Raw genomic sequence first — 16,182 nt, 5'->3', positions numbered from 1 at the left:
CTTGCGGTGAAATCCGCACGTTGACAAAACCCGGAAGCTTTACCATAGTTCCCTTCACGCAAACGTTTGCGCAGCCTTCGTTGATGCTTGGCGACGGCCTGTGGAACGACTTCCCGTGCAACGATTTTGCTCAAAATAATCATAAAATCGGAGTGAACCCATGAAGTTGCCATTCGCTGGACGCCTTCTCGCCGTCGCCATGCTCGCCGCCGCATCCGCTGCGCTGCCTTTCTCTTCGGCATTTGCCCAGACCCCGGAAAAACCCAAGGTTGCCCTGGTCATGAAATCCCTGGCCAACGAGTTCTTCCTGACCATGGAAGATGGCGCCAAGGCCTATCAGAAGGAACACTCCGCCGATTTCGACCTGATCTCCAACGGGATCAAGGATGAAACCGACACCGCCAACCAGATCCGCATTGTCGAGCAGATGATCGTGTCCAAGGTCGATGCCCTCATCATCGCACCAGCCGACTCCAAGGCCATGGTGCCGGTGATCAAGAAAGCCGTCGACGCCGGCATCACCGTGATCAACATCGATAACCAGCTCGATCCGGACGTGGTCAAAAGCAAAAACATCACCGTGCCGTTCGTAGGCCCGGACAACCGCAAGGGCGCGCGCCTGGTGGGTGAGTACCTGGCCAAGCAGCTCAAGGCTGGTGATGAGGTTGGTATCATTGAAGGCGTGTCCACCACCACCAATGCCCAGGCACGCACCGCCGGCTTCAAGGATGCAATGGAAGCGGCGCAGATCAAGGTCGTTTCCCTGCAATCGGGCGACTGGGAAATCAACAAGGGCAATCAGGTTGCCGCCTCGATGCTCAGCGAATACCCGAACATCAAGGCACTGCTGGCCGGTAACGACAGCATGGCGGTCGGCGCGGTATCGGCCATTCGCGCTGCCGGCAAGGCGGGCAAGGTAAAAGTGGTCGGTTATGACAACATCAACGCCATCAAGCCCATGCTCAAGGACGGTCGCGTCCTGGCGACTGCCGACCAGTTCGCCGCCAAACAGGCTGTTTTCGGCATCGAGACGGCCCTGAAGATCCTCAAGGGCGAAGCCGTCGACAGCGGCACTAACGGCGTTATCGAAACTCCGGTCGAGCTGGTGACCCAGTAGTTATCCTGGCGACACAACGACGCTCGTCCTTGTTGGCGAGCGTATTGGAGAGTTTTTTATGTCCGTTCGCGACCCGAACGCTGTCCTTTCGGTCAGCGGCATCGGCAAGACCTATGCCCAACCGGTACTGAGCGACATCGACCTGACGTTGATGCGCGGCGAAGTGCTGGCGCTGACCGGCGAAAATGGCGCCGGCAAGAGCACCCTGTCCAAGATCATCGGCGGGCTGGTGACGCCGACCACCGGGCAGATGCAATTCCAGGGGCAGGATTATCGTCCTGGCAGTCGTACCCAGGCTGAAGAGCTGGGCGTGCGCATGGTGATGCAGGAGCTCAACCTGCTGCCGACACTTTCCGTGGCCGAAAACCTGTTCCTCCACAACCTGCCCAGTCGTGGCGGCTGGATCAGTCGCAAGCAACTGCGCAAAGCGGCGGTCGAGGCCATGGCCCAGGTGGGGCTCGATGCAATCGACCCTGACACACTGGTCAGTGAGTTGGGCATCGGTCACCAACAGATGGTCGAAATCGCCCGCAACCTGATCGGCGATTGCCATGTGCTGATTCTCGACGAGCCGACTGCGATGCTGACCGCTCGTGAGGTGGAGATGCTCTTCGAGCAGATCACTCGTCTGCAGGCGCGGGGCGTGTCGATCATTTATATTTCCCATCGCCTCGAAGAACTGGCTCGGGTGGCCCAGCGCATTGCGGTACTGCGCGACGGCAACCTGGTCTGCGTCGAGCCGATGGCCAACTACAACAGCGAGCAGTTGGTGACGCTGATGGTCGGGCGGGAGCTGGGCGAGCACATCGACCTGGGCCCACGTCAGATCGGCGCGCCGGCGTTGACGGTCAACGGCTTGAGCCGTTCGGACAAGGTCCGCGATGTGTCCTTCGAGGTGCGCAGCGGCGAGATATTCGGTATTTCCGGGTTGATCGGGGCAGGGCGCACCGAGCTGCTGCGGTTGATCTTCGGCGCCGATGCGGCCGACAGCGGCACGGTGGCGCTGGGGTCGCCGGCCAATGTCGTCAGCATTCGCTCGCCGTCCGATGCGGTGGCCCACGGCATCGCGCTGATCACCGAGGACCGCAAGGGCGAAGGCCTGCTACTGACTCAATCCATCGCCGCCAACATTGCCCTGGGCAACATGCCGGAAATCTCCAGCGGCGGCTTCGTCAATGGCAGCGAAGAGTTCGCGTTGGCGCAGCGACAGATCGATGCCATGCGAATCCGCAGCTCCAGTCCGACACAGTTGGTGTCCGAACTGTCGGGCGGCAATCAACAGAAGGTGGTGATCGGTCGCTGGCTGGAACGCGATTGCTCGGTATTGCTGTTCGACGAGCCGACCCGAGGCATCGACGTCGGCGCCAAATTCGACATCTATGCGCTGCTCGGTGAGCTGACGCGCCAGGGCAAGGCGTTGGTTGTGGTGTCCAGCGACCTGCGGGAATTGATGCTGATCTGTGACCGGATCGGTGTGCTGTCCGCCGGCCGCCTGATTGACACTTTCGAGCGCGACAGCTGGACCCAGGATGACTTGCTTGCCGCCGCATTCGCCGGCTATCAGAAACGTGATGCGTTGCTCAACGAAGCAGCGCCTAGGGACTTCTCATGAAAACCGTATCGGCCGTCGGCAAACCGAGTGGCAACTTCTATGGCCTGGGCACCTACCTGGGACTGGCCGGGGCCTTGTTGGCGATGATCGCGTTGTTCTCGGTCCTGAGCAGCCATTTTCTTTCGTATGACACCTTCAGCACCCTGGCCAACCAGATTCCAGACCTCATGGTGCTGGCGGTCGGCATGACCTTCATCCTGATCATCGGCGGTATCGATCTATCGGTCGGGTCGGTGCTGGCCCTGGCCGCATCGACGGTGAGCGTGGCGGTGCTGGGCTGGGGCTGGAGCGTCTGGCCGGCGGCGTTGTTGGGCATGGCCGTGGCGGCCCTGGCCGGCACCGTTACCGGTTCGATTACCGTGGCGTGGCGGATCCCATCGTTCATCGTTTCCCTCGGCGTGCTGGAAATGGCCCGAGGCCTGGCGTATCAGATGACCGGCTCGCGGACGGCCTACATCGGGGATTCCTTCGCCTGGCTGTCCAATCCGATCGCCTTCGGTATTTCACCGTCATTCATCATTGCCTTGCTGGTGATCTTCATCGCCCAGGCTGTGCTGACCCGCACCGTGTTTGGCCGTTATCTGATCGGTATCGGCACCAATGAAGAAGCCGTGCGATTGGCGGGTATCAATCCAAAACCATACAAGATCCTGGTGTTCAGCCTGATGGGGTTGTTGGCCGGTCTGGCCGCGCTGTTCCAGATTTCCCGTCTGGAAGCGGCCGACCCGAACGCCGGTTCGGGGCTCGAGCTGCAGGTCATCGCTGCTGTGGTCATCGGCGGCACGAGCCTGATGGGCGGGCGCGGTTCGGTCATCAGCACCTTCTTTGGCGTGCTGATCATCTCCGTGCTGGCCGCGGGCCTGGCGCAGATTGGCGCCACCGAACCGACCAAGCGCATCATTACCGGCGCGGTGATTGTGGTTGCGGTGGTGCTCGACACTTACCGCAGTCAGCGCGCCAGTCGGCGGGCCTGAACCATGGCGACTATCAAGGATGTGGCGGCGCTCGCGGGAATTTCCTACACGACTGTCTCCCACGTAGTGAACAAGACGCGACCGGTCAGCGAAGAGGTGCGGCGCAAGGTCGAGGCCGCCATCGAGCAGCTCGATTACGTGCCCAGCGCGGTGGCCCGCTCGCTCAAGGCCAAGACCACTGCAACCATCGGCTTGCTGGTGCCCAACAGCCTCAACCCCTACTTTGCCGAACTGGCCCGGGGGATCGAGGATTACTGTGAGCGCAACGGCTACTGCGTGATCCTGTGCAACTCCGACGACAACCCGGACAAGCAGCGCAGTTATCTGCGGGTGCTGCTGGAAAAACGCATCGACGGTCTGATCGTCGCTTCCGCCGGCGGCGATGCCGGTCTCGCCCAAGGGCTGACCAGCGTGCGTACGCCCATGGTCATCGTCGACCGTGGGCTCGACGGTGTCGACGCGGACCTGGTGCGCATCGACCATGAGCACGGCGCCTACCTGGCCACCCGGCACCTGCTGGAGCTTGGCCACCGTGATATCGCCTTTATCGGTGGCCCGGCGGACACCAGCGTGGCACAGATGCGTCTGGCCGGTTACTGCCGCGCCCTGAAAGAAGCCGGGATCGAGCTGCCCGTCGAGCGCATGCTCGAAAGCGATTTCACCAGCACCGGTGGTTATCAGGCGGCGGCCAGGCTGCTCGAACAACAGCCGCCCAGTGCGATTTTTGCGGCCAACGACATGATCGGAATCGGTGTGCTGCGCGCCGCCGCCGAGCGCAACGTGCGCGTGCCCAGTGAACTGTCGGTCATTGGTTTCGATGACATTCAGATGAGCCGTTATGTCTATCCGGCGCTGACCACGGTGGGGCAGTCGATCCTGCAGCTCGGTGAGATGGCCGCTGAAGTGCTGTTGCGGCGGATCGCAACGCCGGGGCTGGCCACCGATCAGCGCATCGTGACACCCAGCATTGTCTTGCGAGAGTCGACTGCACCGCTGTCAGGTACATTCGCCCAATACCGCTGAACCGAATTGATGAGTGAAGACGTATGCCAGCAAAAGTAGTGGTAGTAGGCAGCCTGAACATGGACCTGGTGACCCGTGCACCGCGTCTGCCCAGGGGCGGTGAAACGCTGATTGGTGAATCGTTCTGCACCATCCCGGGCGGGAAGGGCGCCAATCAGGCTGTGGCCGCGGCGCGCCTGGGAGCGAAGGTGTCCATGGTCGGTTGCGTGGGCAGTGATGCCTATGGCCAGCAATTGCGCGGGGCGCTGCTGGCCGAGGGCATCGATTGCCAGTCGGTCAGTGTCGTGGCCGGCTCCAGCGGCGTAGCGCTGATCGTTGTCGACGACAACAGCCAGAATGCGATCGTGATCGTCGCCGGGGCCAACGGCGTGCTTACCCCTGATGTCCTGGACCGGTTCGATGAGGTGCTGCGCAGCGCCGACGTCATTATCTGCCAGCTCGAGGTGCCGGACGCGACCGTCGGGCATGCACTCAAGCGCGGTCGGGAACTGGGCAAGACCGTCATCCTGAACCCCGCGCCGGCCTCCCGGCCCTTGCCGGCCGACTGGTACGCCTGTATCGACTATCTGATTCCCAATGAGAGCGAAGCCGCCGTGCTGAGCGGGCTGGCGGTGGACTCTCTGGAAACCGCCGAAGCGGCCGCGACGCAATTGCTCGCCGCTGGTGCCGGCAAGGTGATCGTGACCCTGGGCGCCCAGGGTCTGATGTTCGCCAACGGCGCGAGTTTCCAGCACTTCCCGGCGCCGTTGGTCAAGGCGGTTGACACCACGGCGGCCGGAGACACTTTTGTCGGCGGCTTCGCCGCAGCCTTGGCTGACGGCAAAAGCGAGGTCGAGGCGATTCGTTTTGGTCAGGTCGCTGCCGCGTTGTCGGTCACCCGTGCGGGGGCGCAGCCCTCCATTCCCACCTTGCTGGAAGTACAGGCTTTCAAATCATGAAAAAGACGCCGTTGTTGAATATCGCGCTGTCGCGACTGATCGCTTCCCTTGGCCACGGCGACAAGGTGGTCATCGGTGATGCGGGTTTGCCGGTGCCCCCACAGGTCGAGTTGATCGACCTGGCCCTGACCCACGGCATCCCGGATTTTGTCAGCACCCTGAAAGTGCTGCTCAGCGAAATGCAGGTGGAGAGCCACGTACTCGCTGAAGAGATTTTCGATAAACAACCTGCGGCCCTGGCGACACTGGAGGCACTGCATGCCGATGGCGCGCTGGGGGCGCGGGAGCTGGTCAGCCATGAACAATTCAAGGCGGTCAGCAGGCAAGCTCGGGCGATTATTCGCACGGGAGAATGCTCCCCGTATTGCAACATCGTGTTGATTGCCGGAGTAACGTTCTAACCTTCTCAACCCTGCACAAGGAATGCGCCATGCACCGCTATGCTCAGAAAATTCGTCAACTGTTCCGGAGTCTGCTGCTTTTGTCACTGATCACTGCTACGAGCGCCCAGGCGGCGGAAAAAATCGACCTGATCATCGACACTGATCCGGGGGCCGACGATGTGGTTGCCCTGTTGTTTGCCCTGGCTTCCCCCGAAGAACTGAATATCCGCGCGTTGACCACCGTCGCTGGCAACGTGCGTCTGGACAAGACATCACGCAACGCTCGTCTGGCCCGGGAATGGGCGGGGCGCGAAGACGTGCCGGTGTATGCCGGTGCGCCGAAGCCGATGATGCGCACGCCTATCTACGCGGAAAACATCCATGGCAAGGAAGGCCTGTCGGGTGTCGAGGTGTATGAGCCGAAGAAGGGGCTGGCCAAGGGCAACGCCGTCAACTACCTGATCGACACCCTCAAGGCTGCCAAGCCCCATAGCATCACCATTGCCATGCTTGGCCCGCAGACCAACCTGGCCCTGGCATTGATACAGGAGCCCGAAATTGTCCAGGGCATCAAGGAAGTGGTGATCATGGGCGGTGCGCACTTCAATGGCGGCAACATCACTCCGGTGGCCGAGTTCAACCTGTACGCTGATCCACAGGCCGCAGAAGTGGTGCTCAAGAGCGGTGTGAAGCTCACTTACCTGCCGCTGGATGTGACCCACAAGATCCTCACCAGCGAAGCACGCCTGAAGCAGATCGCTGCCGTGAACAACAAGGCCAGCAAGATCGTCGGCGACATTCTCAACGAATACGTCAAAGGTGATATGGAGCATTACGGCATGACGGGCGGGCCGGTGCACGATGCCACGGTGGTTGCCTACCTGCTCAAGCCAGAGTTGTTTACCGGGCGTTCGGTCAACGTCGTGGTGGACAGCCGGGAAGGCCCGACCTTTGGCCAGACCATCGTTGACTGGTACGACGGCCTGAAGGCACCCAAAAATGCCTACTGGGTGCAGGATGGCGACGCTCAGGGCTTTTTTGACCTGCTGACCGAGCGCCTGGCGCGTCTGAAGTAATCGGTCTTGTCGAACACCCGCAGGTCAGGGCTTGCGGGTGTGTTTCAATCCACCGCTTCAATGCTGCTGGGGTATCGTTCGAACGCTTGCTGGATAAAGTTCAGGGCCGCCTTCGTTCCCAGCTCCTTGACCAACAGTTCTATACCGATGATTGCCAGTTCTTCGGGGCTGCCAGGGCTATAGGAGCTGTGGCCCTCCGACCATTTGGCATTGATGGTGGCTTCGATGCTGACGGTGCTCATGGTCGGGCTCGCGAGTTGGGAGGTCTGTAGGGTGAGTTAACCATTTTTGCCTGGGGTTTTGCACTGCGACTTAGGCATCAGGGAAGGGCTGTGCGACACTTGCTTTTTGACTTTCTGAAGAGGCCCCCGCCGTGCAGATCGATTTGAACGCTCCTGACGGGTTGACCCTCGACGCGGTTCGTCAGTTGCTGGCTTCGGCCAGTGATGACGAGCACACCCAACTGCGCGTGACCAAGGCGGGTATCGCCTATTTGTCTTCGGGCGTGGTGGGCGGTGTGGACATCGACGGGCTATCGTTTCGGCTGGAAACGTGGGCAAAAGGTTCAGGCTACGTCGGGCTGGTCGCCGCCAGTGACGAGGTCTGGGTCATGCAGATCTACAATGCGTTGAAGGACAACTGGCCGAATCCGCCCTTTGACTACATCGACGTTTACTGAGCGCGATTCATATTCAGTCACGATTCACCCCTGAAGCGGGATGTCGGCTCAGGCAAACTGCCTGTTTTCCTGATGAGGGCACCATGATAGCCCTTGGTTTGAAACCAAGCTTCGTTTGGGCTGTCGCACGCTCTCTGTTTAATCATCAACAAAAGGAGGCTTCATGCCTTGGAAGCTCGCGTCATTGGGTACTTTGCTGGCCGTCGCGCTCTTGAGCGGTTGCAGCAGCACCTCTGAATCGACCCCTGATCCGGTAGCAACAGAAACAGGCTACAGCCGCTGCGAAGCAACAGCTGCCGAGTTCGCCATCGGCAAGAAGGCCTCGCCGCAACTGCTGGAACAAGCCCGCACCCGCGCCGGTGCGCAATATGCGCGGATCCTCAAGCCCAACGATATGGTGACGCTTGAGTACCGCTCGGATCGCCTGAATCTCAACACTGACGCCAATCTGATCATCAATCGGGTGAACTGCGGCTGATTGATTTTTCAATCGCCCATAAAAAACCCCGTCACATGGACGGGGTTTTTTGTGCTCGCCGAGTAATTACTCTGGGCGAACCTGTGCAGCTTGCATACCCTTTTGGCCTTTCTCAGCCACGAAGGAAACGGTCTGGCCTTCTTTCAGGCTTTTGAAACCGTCGCTTTCGATAGCTTTGAAGTGTACGAACAGGTCGTCACCGCCACCTGTAGGAGTGATGAAGCCGAAGCCTTTTTCATCGTTGAACCATTTAACGGTGCCGGTTTGGCGATTAGACATGGTGTATCTCCAAGAAACATATATTTTCAGTGTACTGTGCTGCTCAGGCCAACTGGGCACACCGGGGTATCATAGTCGAAATGTTCGATTTGGGAGCCCCCCGCACGCGCTGTTTGCCAATCAGTCGTGTTTTCTTTACTGCCTGATCAGGCTGAAAGGCCCGGTTTTAAAGGCTTTCAGCCGAACGTAAAGACGATAAAAAAAGCTGTAAAACCTGAATAAATCGGTCAAAAAGGCCCGAAATCAGCGTTTTTTATCGATGCACGGCTCCGTGCAAAGACCTGTTTTCTTACTTTTTGGCCTTGTTATCGGCCTTGCATTTTGCAATCTGCCCCAGTGCTTTTTGCTGCAGCTGCGGTGTCGCCTTATTGTCCATCAAGGCTTGAATGTCGGCTGCCGGGTAGGACTTGATCGCATCGGCGCCACAGGCGCAATGGGATTTGGCCGCTGCCGCGCCGATCTGTGGCGTGGCCGCCTCGGTGCATTGGGCCATGTATTTTTCACGCTCCCCCTTGGGCCATTCGGCGTGGGCGGTCAGCGGGAGCAGCAGGGCGAGGGGGGCGACTACTGCAAATAATGTGTTCAGACGCATGCGAAGATGCTCCTTTCGGGTCGATGTCTTGTTATCTGAGGCGTAGCGGGCGGTACAGTTCAGCACTCTGGCATAAAAACCGAGGATTTACGTCCGCTTCAATCCGGGCGCGGCGATAACCGTTCATCTGTGCTAGCATGCCGGGCTCGGGTATTTTCAGGCTCCGGAGGACAACAGGTCCCGGCTGCGGCAAATGTTCGATTAACCCTGATTTGAATCCCAGTCACTCTGGTTCGGTTTTCCCGGTTGGCCGCAAGGCTCCTGCCGCTGTAAGGCAGGCGTTCGTCATTGAATGGCCTGGACTGGATCTTGTACTGGCTCATCCCAACCCACGTGACCTTTGGTAGGGGTCACCACTAGGAGAGGAGGCGCCATGCCAACTATTACTCTTCCCGACGGCAGTCAACGTTCATTCGATCACCCGGTTTCCGTAGCCGAGGTCGCAGCATCCATCGGCGCGGGCCTGGCCAAGGCCACCCTGGCTGGCAAGGTCAACGGCAAACTGGTCGATGCCAGTGATGTCATCGATAGTGACGCCACGCTGCAAATCATCACGCCAAAGGATGAAGAGGGGCTGGAGATCATTCGCCACTCTTGCGCGCACCTGGTGGGCCATGCGGTCAAGCAGTTGTATCCGAGCGCGAAGATGGTCATCGGGCCTGTCATCGACGAAGGCTTCTATTACGACATCGCCTTTGAGCGTCCTTTCACGCCGGAAGACATGGCGGCCATCGAACAGCGCATGCAGCAGCTGATCGAGAAAGATTACGACGTCATCAAGAAAGTGACCCCGCGTGCCGAAGTCATCGAAGTGTTCAAGGCGCGTGGTGAGGATTACAAGCTGCGTCTGGTGGAAGACATGCCGGACGAGCAGGCCATGGGCCTGTACTACCACGAAGAATACGTCGACATGTGCCGTGGCCCGCATGTGCCGAACACCCGCTTCCTGAAGTCTTTCAAGCTGACCAAGCTGTCCGGCGCCTATTGGCGTGGCGATGCGAAGAACGAGCAGTTGCAGCGCGTCTACGGCACTGCCTGGGCCGACAAGAAGCAACTGGCGGCTTACATCCAGCGTATCGAGGAAGCCGAGAAGCGTGACCATCGCAAGATCGGCAAGCGCCTGGGCCTGTTCCACACCCAGGAAGAATCCCCGGGCATGGTGTTCTGGCATCCGAACGGTTGGACCCTGTACCAGGTGCTCGAGCAGTACATGCGCCAGGTCCAGCGTGAAAACGGCTACCTGGAGATCAAGACGCCGCAAGTGGTTGACCGTAGCCTGTGGGAGAAATCCGGGCACTGGGCCAACTACGCCGACAACATGTTCACTACCCAGTCGGAAAACCGCGACTACGCCATCAAGCCGATGAACTGCCCTTGCCACGTGCAGGTGTTCAACCAGGGCCTGAAAAGCTACCGCGAGCTGCCGATGCGCCTGGCTGAGTTCGGTGCCTGCCACCGTAACGAGCCATCGGGTGCGCTGCACGGCATCATGCGCGTGCGTGCCTTCACCCAGGACGATGCGCATATCTTCTGCACCGAAGAGCAGATGCAGGCCGAATCCGCTGCCTTCATCAAGCTGACCATGGACGTCTACCGGGATTTCGGCTTTACCGAAGTCGAGATGAAGCTGTCCACTCGTCCGGAAAAACGCGTCGGTTCCGATGAGTTGTGGGATCGCGCCGAAGCAGCGCTGGCCGCCGCACTCGATAGCGCGGGCCTTGCGTACGATCTGCAACCGGGCGAAGGGGCTTTCTACGGGCCGAAGATCGAGTTCTCGCTCAAAGATTGCCTTGGTCGCGTGTGGCAGTGTGGTACCCTGCAGCTCGATTTTAACCTGCCGATCCGTCTGGGCGCCGAATACGTGTCCGAAGACAACAGCCGCAAGCACCCGGTCATGCTTCACCGCGCGATCCTCGGTTCGTTCGAGCGCTTCGTCGGGATTCTGATCGAACACTACGAGGGTGCGTTCCCCGCGTGGTTGGCGCCGACCCAGGCAGTGATCATGAATATCACTGATAAACAGGCAGATTTTGCCGCCGAGGTCGAAAAAACTCTCAACCAAAGCGGATTTCGTGCCAAGTCCGACTTGAGAAATGAAAAGATCGGCTTTAAAATCCGCGAGCATACTTTGCTCAAGGTTCCCTTTCTCTTGGTTATTGGAGATCGGGAGGTCGAGATGCAGACTGTCGCTGTGCGTACTCGTGAAGGTGCTGACCTGGGCTCGATGCCCGTCGCCGAATTCGCTGAGTTCCTCGCGCAAGCGGTTTCCCGGCGTGGTCGCCCAGATTTGGAGTAATTATTATTAAGCGTGAAATGAGACAAGATAAACGAGCTGCACCGAAAGCCCCGATCAACGAGAATATCTCGGCACGCGAGGTTCGGTTAATTGGCGCTGACGGCGAGCAGATTGGCATCGTCTCGATTGATGAAGCGCTTCGTATTGCTGAAGAAGCCAAGCTTGATCTGGTAGAAATTTCCGCAGACGCAGTCCCGCCGGTTTGCCGGGTGATGGACTACGGCAAGTCGATCTTCGAAAAGAAGAAGCAGATTGCCGCGGCGAAGAAAAACCAGAAGCAGATTCAGGTAAAAGAAATCAAGTTTCGTCCAGGGACGGAGGAAGGGGATTACCAGGTAAAACTGCGCAACCTGGTACGTTTCCTGAGTGACGGGGACAGGGCCAAGGTATCCTTGCGATTCCGCGGCCGTGAGATGGCCCACCAGGAGCTGGGGATGGAACTCCTCAAGCGGGTTGAACAAGACCTGCTCGAGTACGGTTCGGTCGAACAGCATCCTAAGATGGAAGGACGCCAGCTGATCATGGTCATCGCCCCGAAAAAGAAGAAGTAATCAACAGGGCACGGCAGGCCTTGCGATTATGTTTATCAACTGAATGCGGAGTATCCGAACATGCCAAAGATGAAAACTAAAAGTGGTGCTGCTAAGCGGTTTCTGAAAACTGCTAACGGTATCAAGCACAAGCACGCTTTCAAGAGCCACATCCTGACCAAAATGTCGACCAAGCGTAAGCGTCAACTGCGCGGTAGCAGCTTGCTGCATCCGTCTGACGTGGCAAAAGTCGAGCGCATGCTGCGCCTTCGTTAATTTTTGGATCAAGAATAGAGGAAGTAACTCATGGCTCGTGTAAAGCGTGGCGTCATTGCCCGTAAGCGTCACAAAAAAATTCTGAAACTTGCTAAAGGCTACTACGGCGCGCGTTCCCGCGTATTCCGTGTTGCCAAGCAAGCGGTAATCAAGGCAGGCCAATACGCCTACCGTGACCGTCGTCAGAAAAAACGTCAGTTCCGCGCTCTGTGGATCGCTCGTATCAACGCTGGTGCTCGTGTTAACGGTCTGTCCTACAGCCGTTTCATTGCCGGCCTGAAAAAAGCGTCCATCGAGATCGACCGTAAGGTTCTGGCTGATCTGGCAGTGAACGAAAAAGCGGCGTTTGCTGCGATTGTCGAGAAAGCTAAAGCCACCTTGGCTTAAGTACCCCCGACAGTCACCCGGCCTCACCTCTGTGGGGCCAGGTGTTAAACGTCATAAATAGGGGAAGAGCCTTCAAGCTCTTCCCCTATTTTGTATCTGGAGTCTGTACATGGAAAACCTGGACGCGCTGGTCTCTCAAGCACTAGAGGCTGTGCAAAGCGCTGAAGATATCAATGCCCTGGAGCAAATCCGGGTTCACTACCTTGGCAAGAAGGGCGAGTTGACTCAGGTGATGAAGACCCTGGGGAACCTGCCGGCCGAAGAGCGTCCGCAGGTCGGTGCGCTGATCAACGTTGCCAAGGAGCGTGTTACAGAAGTCCTTAATGCGCGCAAGGCCTTGTTCGAGGAAGCGGATCTGGCTGCCAAGCTCGCCGCCGAATCCATCGACGTGACCCTGCCTGGCCGCGGCCAGACTTCCGGTGGTTTGCATCCGGTTACCCGGACCCTGGAACGTATCGAGCAGTTCTTCACCCACATCGGCTACGGCATTGCCGAAGGCCCTGAGGTCGAAGACGACTATCACAATTTCGAGGCGCTCAACATCCCAGGCCATCACCCGGCCCGGTCGATGCATGACACCTTCTATTTCAACGCGAACATGCTGTTGCGCACCCATACCTCGCCGGTACAGGTCCGCACCATGGAATCGCAGCAGCCGCCGATCCGCATCGTCTGCCCAGGCCGTGTGTACCGTAGCGACTCCGATATCACCCACTCGCCGATGTTCCACCAGGTCGAAGGCCTGCTGGTGGATCGCGACATCAATTTCGCCGACCTGAAAGGGACTATCGAAGAGTTCCTGCGGGTGTTCTTCGAGAAAGAACTGGCGGTGCGTTTCCGTCCTTCGTACTTCCCGTTCACCGAGCCATCCGCTGAAGTCGATATGGAATGCGTGATGTGCAGCGGTAAAGGCTGCCGCGTCTGCAAGCAGACCGGCTGGCTGGAGGTCATGGGCTGCGGCATGGTTCACCCGAACGTGCTGCGTATGTCCGGGATCGATCCGGAAGAGTTCTCGGGTTTTGCTTTCGGCATGGGCGTCGAGCGTCTGGCCATGCTGCGTTACGGTGTAAATGACTTGCGCCTGTTCTTCGACAACGACTTGCGGTTCCTTGCGCAATTTCGCTAAGCCGCAGACCCGTAACGAATCTAATAGGAGAGCAGGATGAAATTCAGTGAACAATGGCTGCGCGGCTGGGTAAGCCCGCAGGTAAGCCGGGACGAGCTGGTTGCTCGTCTGTCGATGGCCGGTCTTGAGGTCGATAGCGTGACGCCGGCCGCCGGTGAATTCAGTGGTGTGGTGGTGGGCGAGGTGCTGAGCACCGAGCAGCACCCGGACGCCGACAAGCTGCGGGTGTGCCAGGTCAGCAATGGCGCGGAAACCTTCCAGGTGGTCTGTGGCGCGCCAAATGTGCGCCCGGGCCTGAAGATCCCGTTCGCCATGATCGGTGCCGAACTGCCGGGCGACTTCAAGATCAAGAAAGCCAAGCTGCGTGGCGTCGAGTCCAACGGCATGTTGTGCTCCCAGGCTGAACTGCAGATTGGCGAAGGCAACGATGGCCTGATGGAGCTTCCGGCTGACGCACCAGTCGGCCAGGACATCCGTGAGTACCTGAGCCTGGACGATGCGAGCATCGAGGTCGACCTGACCCCGAACCGTGGCGACTGCCTGTCCCTGGCCGGTCTGGCTCGTGAAGTGGGTGCGTTGTATGCCGCCCCAGTGGCACGTCCAGCGGTCGCGACCGTTGCCGCGGTGCATGATGAAGTGCGCTCGGTTGAAGTGCTGGCGCCGGCGGCATGCCCACGTTACCTGGGGCGCGTTATCCGGAATGTCGACCTGTCCAAGCCGACCCCGCTGTGGATGGTCGAGCGCCTGCGTCGCGCCGACGTGCGCAGCATCGACGCTGCCGTCGACATCACCAACTACGTGATGCTGGAGCTGGGTCAGCCGCTGCACGCGTTCGACCTTGCCGAAATCAACGGCGGCATCCGCGTGCGCATGGCTGAGGAAGGCGAGAAGCTGGTACTGCTCGATGGCCAGGAAGTGACCCTGCGCAGCGATACGCTGGTCATCGCCGACCACTCCCGTGCCCTGGCGATTGCCGGCGTGATGGGTGGCGAGCACAGCGGCGTCTCCGCGACGACCCGTGATGTGTTCCTTGAAAGTGCGTTCTTCGACCAGATTGCGGTGGCTGGCAAGGCCCGTTCCTATGGCCTGCACACCGATGCCTCGCACCGTTACGAGCGCGGCGTGGACTGGCAACTGGCCCGTGAAGCCATGGAGCGCGCCACTGGCCTGCTGCTGGAAATCACTGGCGGCGAAGCTGGCCCGATCATCGAAACCGTCAGCGAACAGCACCTGCCCAAAATCGCACCGGTCACCCTGCGTGCCCAGCGCATTACGCAGATGCTCGGCATGGAAATGGACCCGGCTGAAGTCGAACGCCTGCTCAGCGCCCTGGGCCTGAACATCAGCGCCGACGGGGCAGGGCAGTGGCGTGTCGAAGTGCCAAGCCATCGCTTCGATATCAGCCTGGAAGTCGACCTGATCGAAGAGCTGGCCCGTCTGTACGGCTACAACCGTTTGCCGGTTCGCTACCCGCAGGCGCGCCTGGCCCCACAGGCCAAGGCCGAAGCCCGTAGCGACCTGCCGGAACTGCGCCGTCTGCTGGTGGCTCGTGGGTATCAGGAAGCGATCACCTACAGCTTCATCGATCCGCGTCAGTTCGAGCTGTTCAATCCGGGTGTCGAGCCGCTGTTGCTGGCCAACCCGATTTCCAACGACATGGCCGCCATGCGCTCGTCCCTGTGGCCGGGCCTGGTCAAGTCGCTCCAGCACAACCTGAACCGCCAACAGGACCGCGTACGTCTGTTCGAAAGCGGCCTGCGTTTCGTTGGTCAGTTGGAAGGCTTGAAGCAAGAGCCGATGCTGGCCGGTGTCGTTTGCGGCAGTCGTTTGCCGGAAGGCTGGGCGCAAGGTCGCGATGTCGTCGACTTCTTCGACGTCAAGGCTGACGTGGAAGCGGTGCTGGGCTTCGCCGGCGCGCTCGACGCGTTCACCTTCGTGCCGGGCAAGCATCCGGCGCTGCATCCGGGGCAGACAGCACGCATTGAGCGTGACGGGCGTGAAGTCGGCTATGTCGGCGCGATTCACCCTGAACTGTCCAAGACCCTGGGGCTTGATCGTCCTGTGTTTGTTTTCGAGCTGGTTCTGGGCGAAGTGGCGCTGGGGAAAATGCCGAAATTCCAGGAGTTATCGCGCTTTCCTGAAGTGCGGCGTGACCTTGCGCTGCTGGCCGATCGCGACGTTGCATCCAGCGCCGTACTGGATGTAATCCGTGAAAATGCAGGCGAATGGCTCACGGACCTCAGGCTATTTGACGTGTATCAGGGTAAAGGCATTGATCCGCATAGAAAAAGCCTTGCAGTCGGCTTGACCTGGCAGCATCCATCGCGCACTCTTAATGACGATGAGGTGAATACCGCAACGCAGAATATCCTCACCTCGCTCGAAAACAGGTTGAACGCCACGTTAAGGAAGTGAC

18 protein-coding genes are annotated in these 16,182 nt (G+C 59.3%); 15 read left to right on the top strand and 3 right to left on the bottom strand.

Features of this window, described 5'->3' with window-relative positions; genetic code table 11:
* Positions 1 to 160 precede the first annotated feature (160 nt).
* From T3A99_RS20735 to T3A99_RS20705, 7 genes are read left to right on the top strand one after another with little or no spacing between them, the layout of a single operon-like run.
* Positions 161 to 1,117: a sugar ABC transporter substrate-binding protein gene (locus tag T3A99_RS20735; RefSeq protein WP_047229320.1), complete on the top strand. Its 957-nt coding sequence runs from the start codon at positions 161 to 163 to the stop codon at positions 1,115 to 1,117.
* A gap of 58 nt (positions 1,118 to 1,175) precedes the next feature.
* Entirely contained in the window at positions 1,176 to 2,729 is a 1,554-nt protein-coding gene (locus tag T3A99_RS20730; RefSeq protein WP_139050683.1) for a sugar ABC transporter ATP-binding protein, read from the top strand.
* Positions 2,726 to 3,703 (top strand): ABC transporter permease, encoded by a 978-nt coding sequence (locus T3A99_RS20725; protein ID WP_047229322.1) that lies wholly within the window; start codon positions 2,726 to 2,728, stop codon positions 3,701 to 3,703. Before T3A99_RS20730 ends, T3A99_RS20725 begins: the two co-directional genes overlap by 4 nt.
* Positions 3,704 to 3,706: 3 nt before the next feature.
* Positions 3,707 to 4,726, top strand: a complete 1,020-nt coding sequence (locus tag T3A99_RS20720) for a LacI family DNA-binding transcriptional regulator (protein ID WP_322834757.1) — start codon at positions 3,707 to 3,709, stop codon at positions 4,724 to 4,726.
* A gap of 23 nt (positions 4,727 to 4,749) precedes the next feature.
* Positions 4,750 to 5,664, top strand: a complete 915-nt coding sequence (gene rbsK, locus T3A99_RS20715) for a ribokinase (RefSeq protein WP_047229324.1) — start codon at positions 4,750 to 4,752, stop codon at positions 5,662 to 5,664.
* Entirely contained in the window at positions 5,661 to 6,065 is a 405-nt protein-coding gene (rbsD, locus tag T3A99_RS20710; protein ID WP_092399306.1) for a D-ribose pyranase, read from the top strand. Before rbsK ends, rbsD begins: the two co-directional genes overlap by 4 nt.
* Before the next feature lie 29 nt (positions 6,066 to 6,094).
* A complete protein-coding gene (locus T3A99_RS20705; protein ID WP_322834756.1) occupies positions 6,095 to 7,123 on the top strand; it encodes a nucleoside hydrolase in 1,029 nt (342 codons plus the stop codon).
* A gap of 44 nt (positions 7,124 to 7,167) precedes the next feature.
* Here T3A99_RS20705 and T3A99_RS20700 read toward each other — a convergent pair whose 3' ends face one another.
* Positions 7,168 to 7,365: a hypothetical protein gene (locus T3A99_RS20700; protein ID WP_047229327.1), complete on the bottom strand. Its 198-nt coding sequence runs from the start codon at positions 7,363 to 7,365 to the stop codon at positions 7,168 to 7,170.
* A 131-nt stretch (positions 7,366 to 7,496) separates the two neighbouring features.
* Between T3A99_RS20700 and T3A99_RS20695 the strand changes: the two genes are divergently transcribed.
* Positions 7,497 to 7,802 (top strand): hypothetical protein, encoded by a 306-nt coding sequence (locus T3A99_RS20695; RefSeq protein WP_139050680.1) that lies wholly within the window; start codon positions 7,497 to 7,499, stop codon positions 7,800 to 7,802.
* 163 nt (positions 7,803 to 7,965) lie between these two features.
* Positions 7,966 to 8,280, top strand: coding sequence for an I78 family peptidase inhibitor (locus tag T3A99_RS20690; protein WP_047229329.1), 315 nt, complete (start codon positions 7,966 to 7,968; stop codon positions 8,278 to 8,280).
* 66 nt (positions 8,281 to 8,346) lie between these two features.
* Here the strand turns inward: T3A99_RS20690 and T3A99_RS20685 are convergent, their stop codons facing one another.
* Both T3A99_RS20685 and T3A99_RS20680 read right to left on the bottom strand, forming a co-directional pair.
* Positions 8,347 to 8,559: a cold-shock protein gene (locus T3A99_RS20685; protein WP_047229330.1), complete on the bottom strand. Its 213-nt coding sequence runs from the start codon at positions 8,557 to 8,559 to the stop codon at positions 8,347 to 8,349.
* A gap of 289 nt (positions 8,560 to 8,848) precedes the next feature.
* Positions 8,849 to 9,151, bottom strand: coding sequence for a hypothetical protein (locus tag T3A99_RS20680; protein ID WP_047229331.1), 303 nt, complete (start codon positions 9,149 to 9,151; stop codon positions 8,849 to 8,851).
* Between the two features lie 373 nt (positions 9,152 to 9,524).
* On the opposite strand from T3A99_RS20680, the gene thrS reads away from it, so the two are divergent.
* The 6 genes from thrS to pheT all read left to right on the top strand — a co-directional run bounded on the left by thrS (position 9,525) and on the right by pheT (position 16,181).
* The gene (thrS, locus tag T3A99_RS20675; protein WP_003203626.1) at positions 9,525 to 11,447 is read left to right on the top strand and encodes a threonine--tRNA ligase; all 1,923 of its coding nucleotides are present in this window, start codon (positions 9,525 to 9,527) and stop codon (positions 11,445 to 11,447) included.
* Positions 11,447 to 11,998, top strand: a complete 552-nt coding sequence (gene infC, locus T3A99_RS20670; RefSeq protein ID WP_169432615.1) for a translation initiation factor IF-3 — start codon at positions 11,447 to 11,449, stop codon at positions 11,996 to 11,998. Before thrS ends, infC begins: the two co-directional genes overlap by 1 nt.
* A 60-nt stretch (positions 11,999 to 12,058) precedes the next feature.
* Entirely contained in the window at positions 12,059 to 12,253 is a 195-nt protein-coding gene (gene rpmI, locus T3A99_RS20665) for a 50S ribosomal protein L35 (RefSeq protein ID WP_002553160.1), read from the top strand.
* 30 nt (positions 12,254 to 12,283) lie between these two features.
* On the top strand, positions 12,284 to 12,640 hold the full coding sequence (rplT, locus tag T3A99_RS20660; protein ID WP_002553161.1) for a 50S ribosomal protein L20: 357 nt from the start codon (positions 12,284 to 12,286) through the stop codon (positions 12,638 to 12,640).
* 109 nt (positions 12,641 to 12,749) lie between these two features.
* Entirely contained in the window at positions 12,750 to 13,766 is a 1,017-nt protein-coding gene (pheS, locus tag T3A99_RS20655) for a phenylalanine--tRNA ligase subunit alpha (protein ID WP_047229332.1), read from the top strand.
* Between the two features lie 36 nt (positions 13,767 to 13,802).
* A complete protein-coding gene (pheT, locus tag T3A99_RS20650; RefSeq protein WP_139050678.1) occupies positions 13,803 to 16,181 on the top strand; it encodes a phenylalanine--tRNA ligase subunit beta in 2,379 nt (792 codons plus the stop codon).
* Position 16,182 lies beyond the last annotated feature (1 nt).

Origin of the sequence: Pseudomonas sp. N-137 (assembly GCF_034555295.1) — a bacterium.
In the GTDB taxonomy this organism is placed as follows: Bacteria; Pseudomonadota; Gammaproteobacteria; order Pseudomonadales; family Pseudomonadaceae; genus Aquipseudomonas; species Aquipseudomonas rhizophila.
This window is presented reverse-complemented; position numbering and strand designations above follow the sequence as displayed.

What these genes read in the sequence shown, in the direction of transcription:
- T3A99_RS20735 (WP_047229320.1), top strand. Translation starts at nt 161, where the DNA reads ATGAAGTTGCCATTCGCTGGACGCCTTCTCGCCGTCGCCATGCTCGCC.
- T3A99_RS20730 (WP_139050683.1), top strand. Translation starts at nt 1,176, where the DNA reads ATGTCCGTTCGCGACCCGAACGCTGTCCTTTCGGTCAGCGGCATCGGC.
- T3A99_RS20725 (WP_047229322.1), top strand. Translation starts at nt 2,726, where the DNA reads ATGAAAACCGTATCGGCCGTCGGCAAACCGAGTGGCAACTTCTATGGC.
- T3A99_RS20720 (WP_322834757.1), top strand. Translation starts at nt 3,707, where the DNA reads ATGGCGACTATCAAGGATGTGGCGGCGCTCGCGGGAATTTCCTACACG.
- rbsK (WP_047229324.1), top strand. Translation starts at nt 4,750, where the DNA reads ATGCCAGCAAAAGTAGTGGTAGTAGGCAGCCTGAACATGGACCTGGTG.
- rbsD (WP_092399306.1), top strand. Translation starts at nt 5,661, where the DNA reads ATGAAAAAGACGCCGTTGTTGAATATCGCGCTGTCGCGACTGATCGCT.
- T3A99_RS20705 (WP_322834756.1), top strand. Translation starts at nt 6,095, where the DNA reads ATGCACCGCTATGCTCAGAAAATTCGTCAACTGTTCCGGAGTCTGCTG.
- T3A99_RS20700 (WP_047229327.1), bottom strand. Translation starts at nt 7,365, where the DNA reads ATGAGCACCGTCAGCATCGAAGCCACCATCAATGCCAAATGGTCGGAG.
- T3A99_RS20690 (WP_047229329.1), top strand. Translation starts at nt 7,966, where the DNA reads ATGCCTTGGAAGCTCGCGTCATTGGGTACTTTGCTGGCCGTCGCGCTC.
- T3A99_RS20685 (WP_047229330.1), bottom strand. Translation starts at nt 8,559, where the DNA reads ATGTCTAATCGCCAAACCGGCACCGTTAAATGGTTCAACGATGAAAAA.
- T3A99_RS20680 (WP_047229331.1), bottom strand. Translation starts at nt 9,151, where the DNA reads ATGCGTCTGAACACATTATTTGCAGTAGTCGCCCCCCTCGCCCTGCTG.
- thrS (WP_003203626.1), top strand. Translation starts at nt 9,525, where the DNA reads ATGCCAACTATTACTCTTCCCGACGGCAGTCAACGTTCATTCGATCAC.
- rpmI (WP_002553160.1), top strand. Translation starts at nt 12,059, where the DNA reads ATGCCAAAGATGAAAACTAAAAGTGGTGCTGCTAAGCGGTTTCTGAAA.
- rplT (WP_002553161.1), top strand. Translation starts at nt 12,284, where the DNA reads ATGGCTCGTGTAAAGCGTGGCGTCATTGCCCGTAAGCGTCACAAAAAA.
- pheS (WP_047229332.1), top strand. Translation starts at nt 12,750, where the DNA reads ATGGAAAACCTGGACGCGCTGGTCTCTCAAGCACTAGAGGCTGTGCAA.
- pheT (WP_139050678.1), top strand. Translation starts at nt 13,803, where the DNA reads ATGAAATTCAGTGAACAATGGCTGCGCGGCTGGGTAAGCCCGCAGGTA.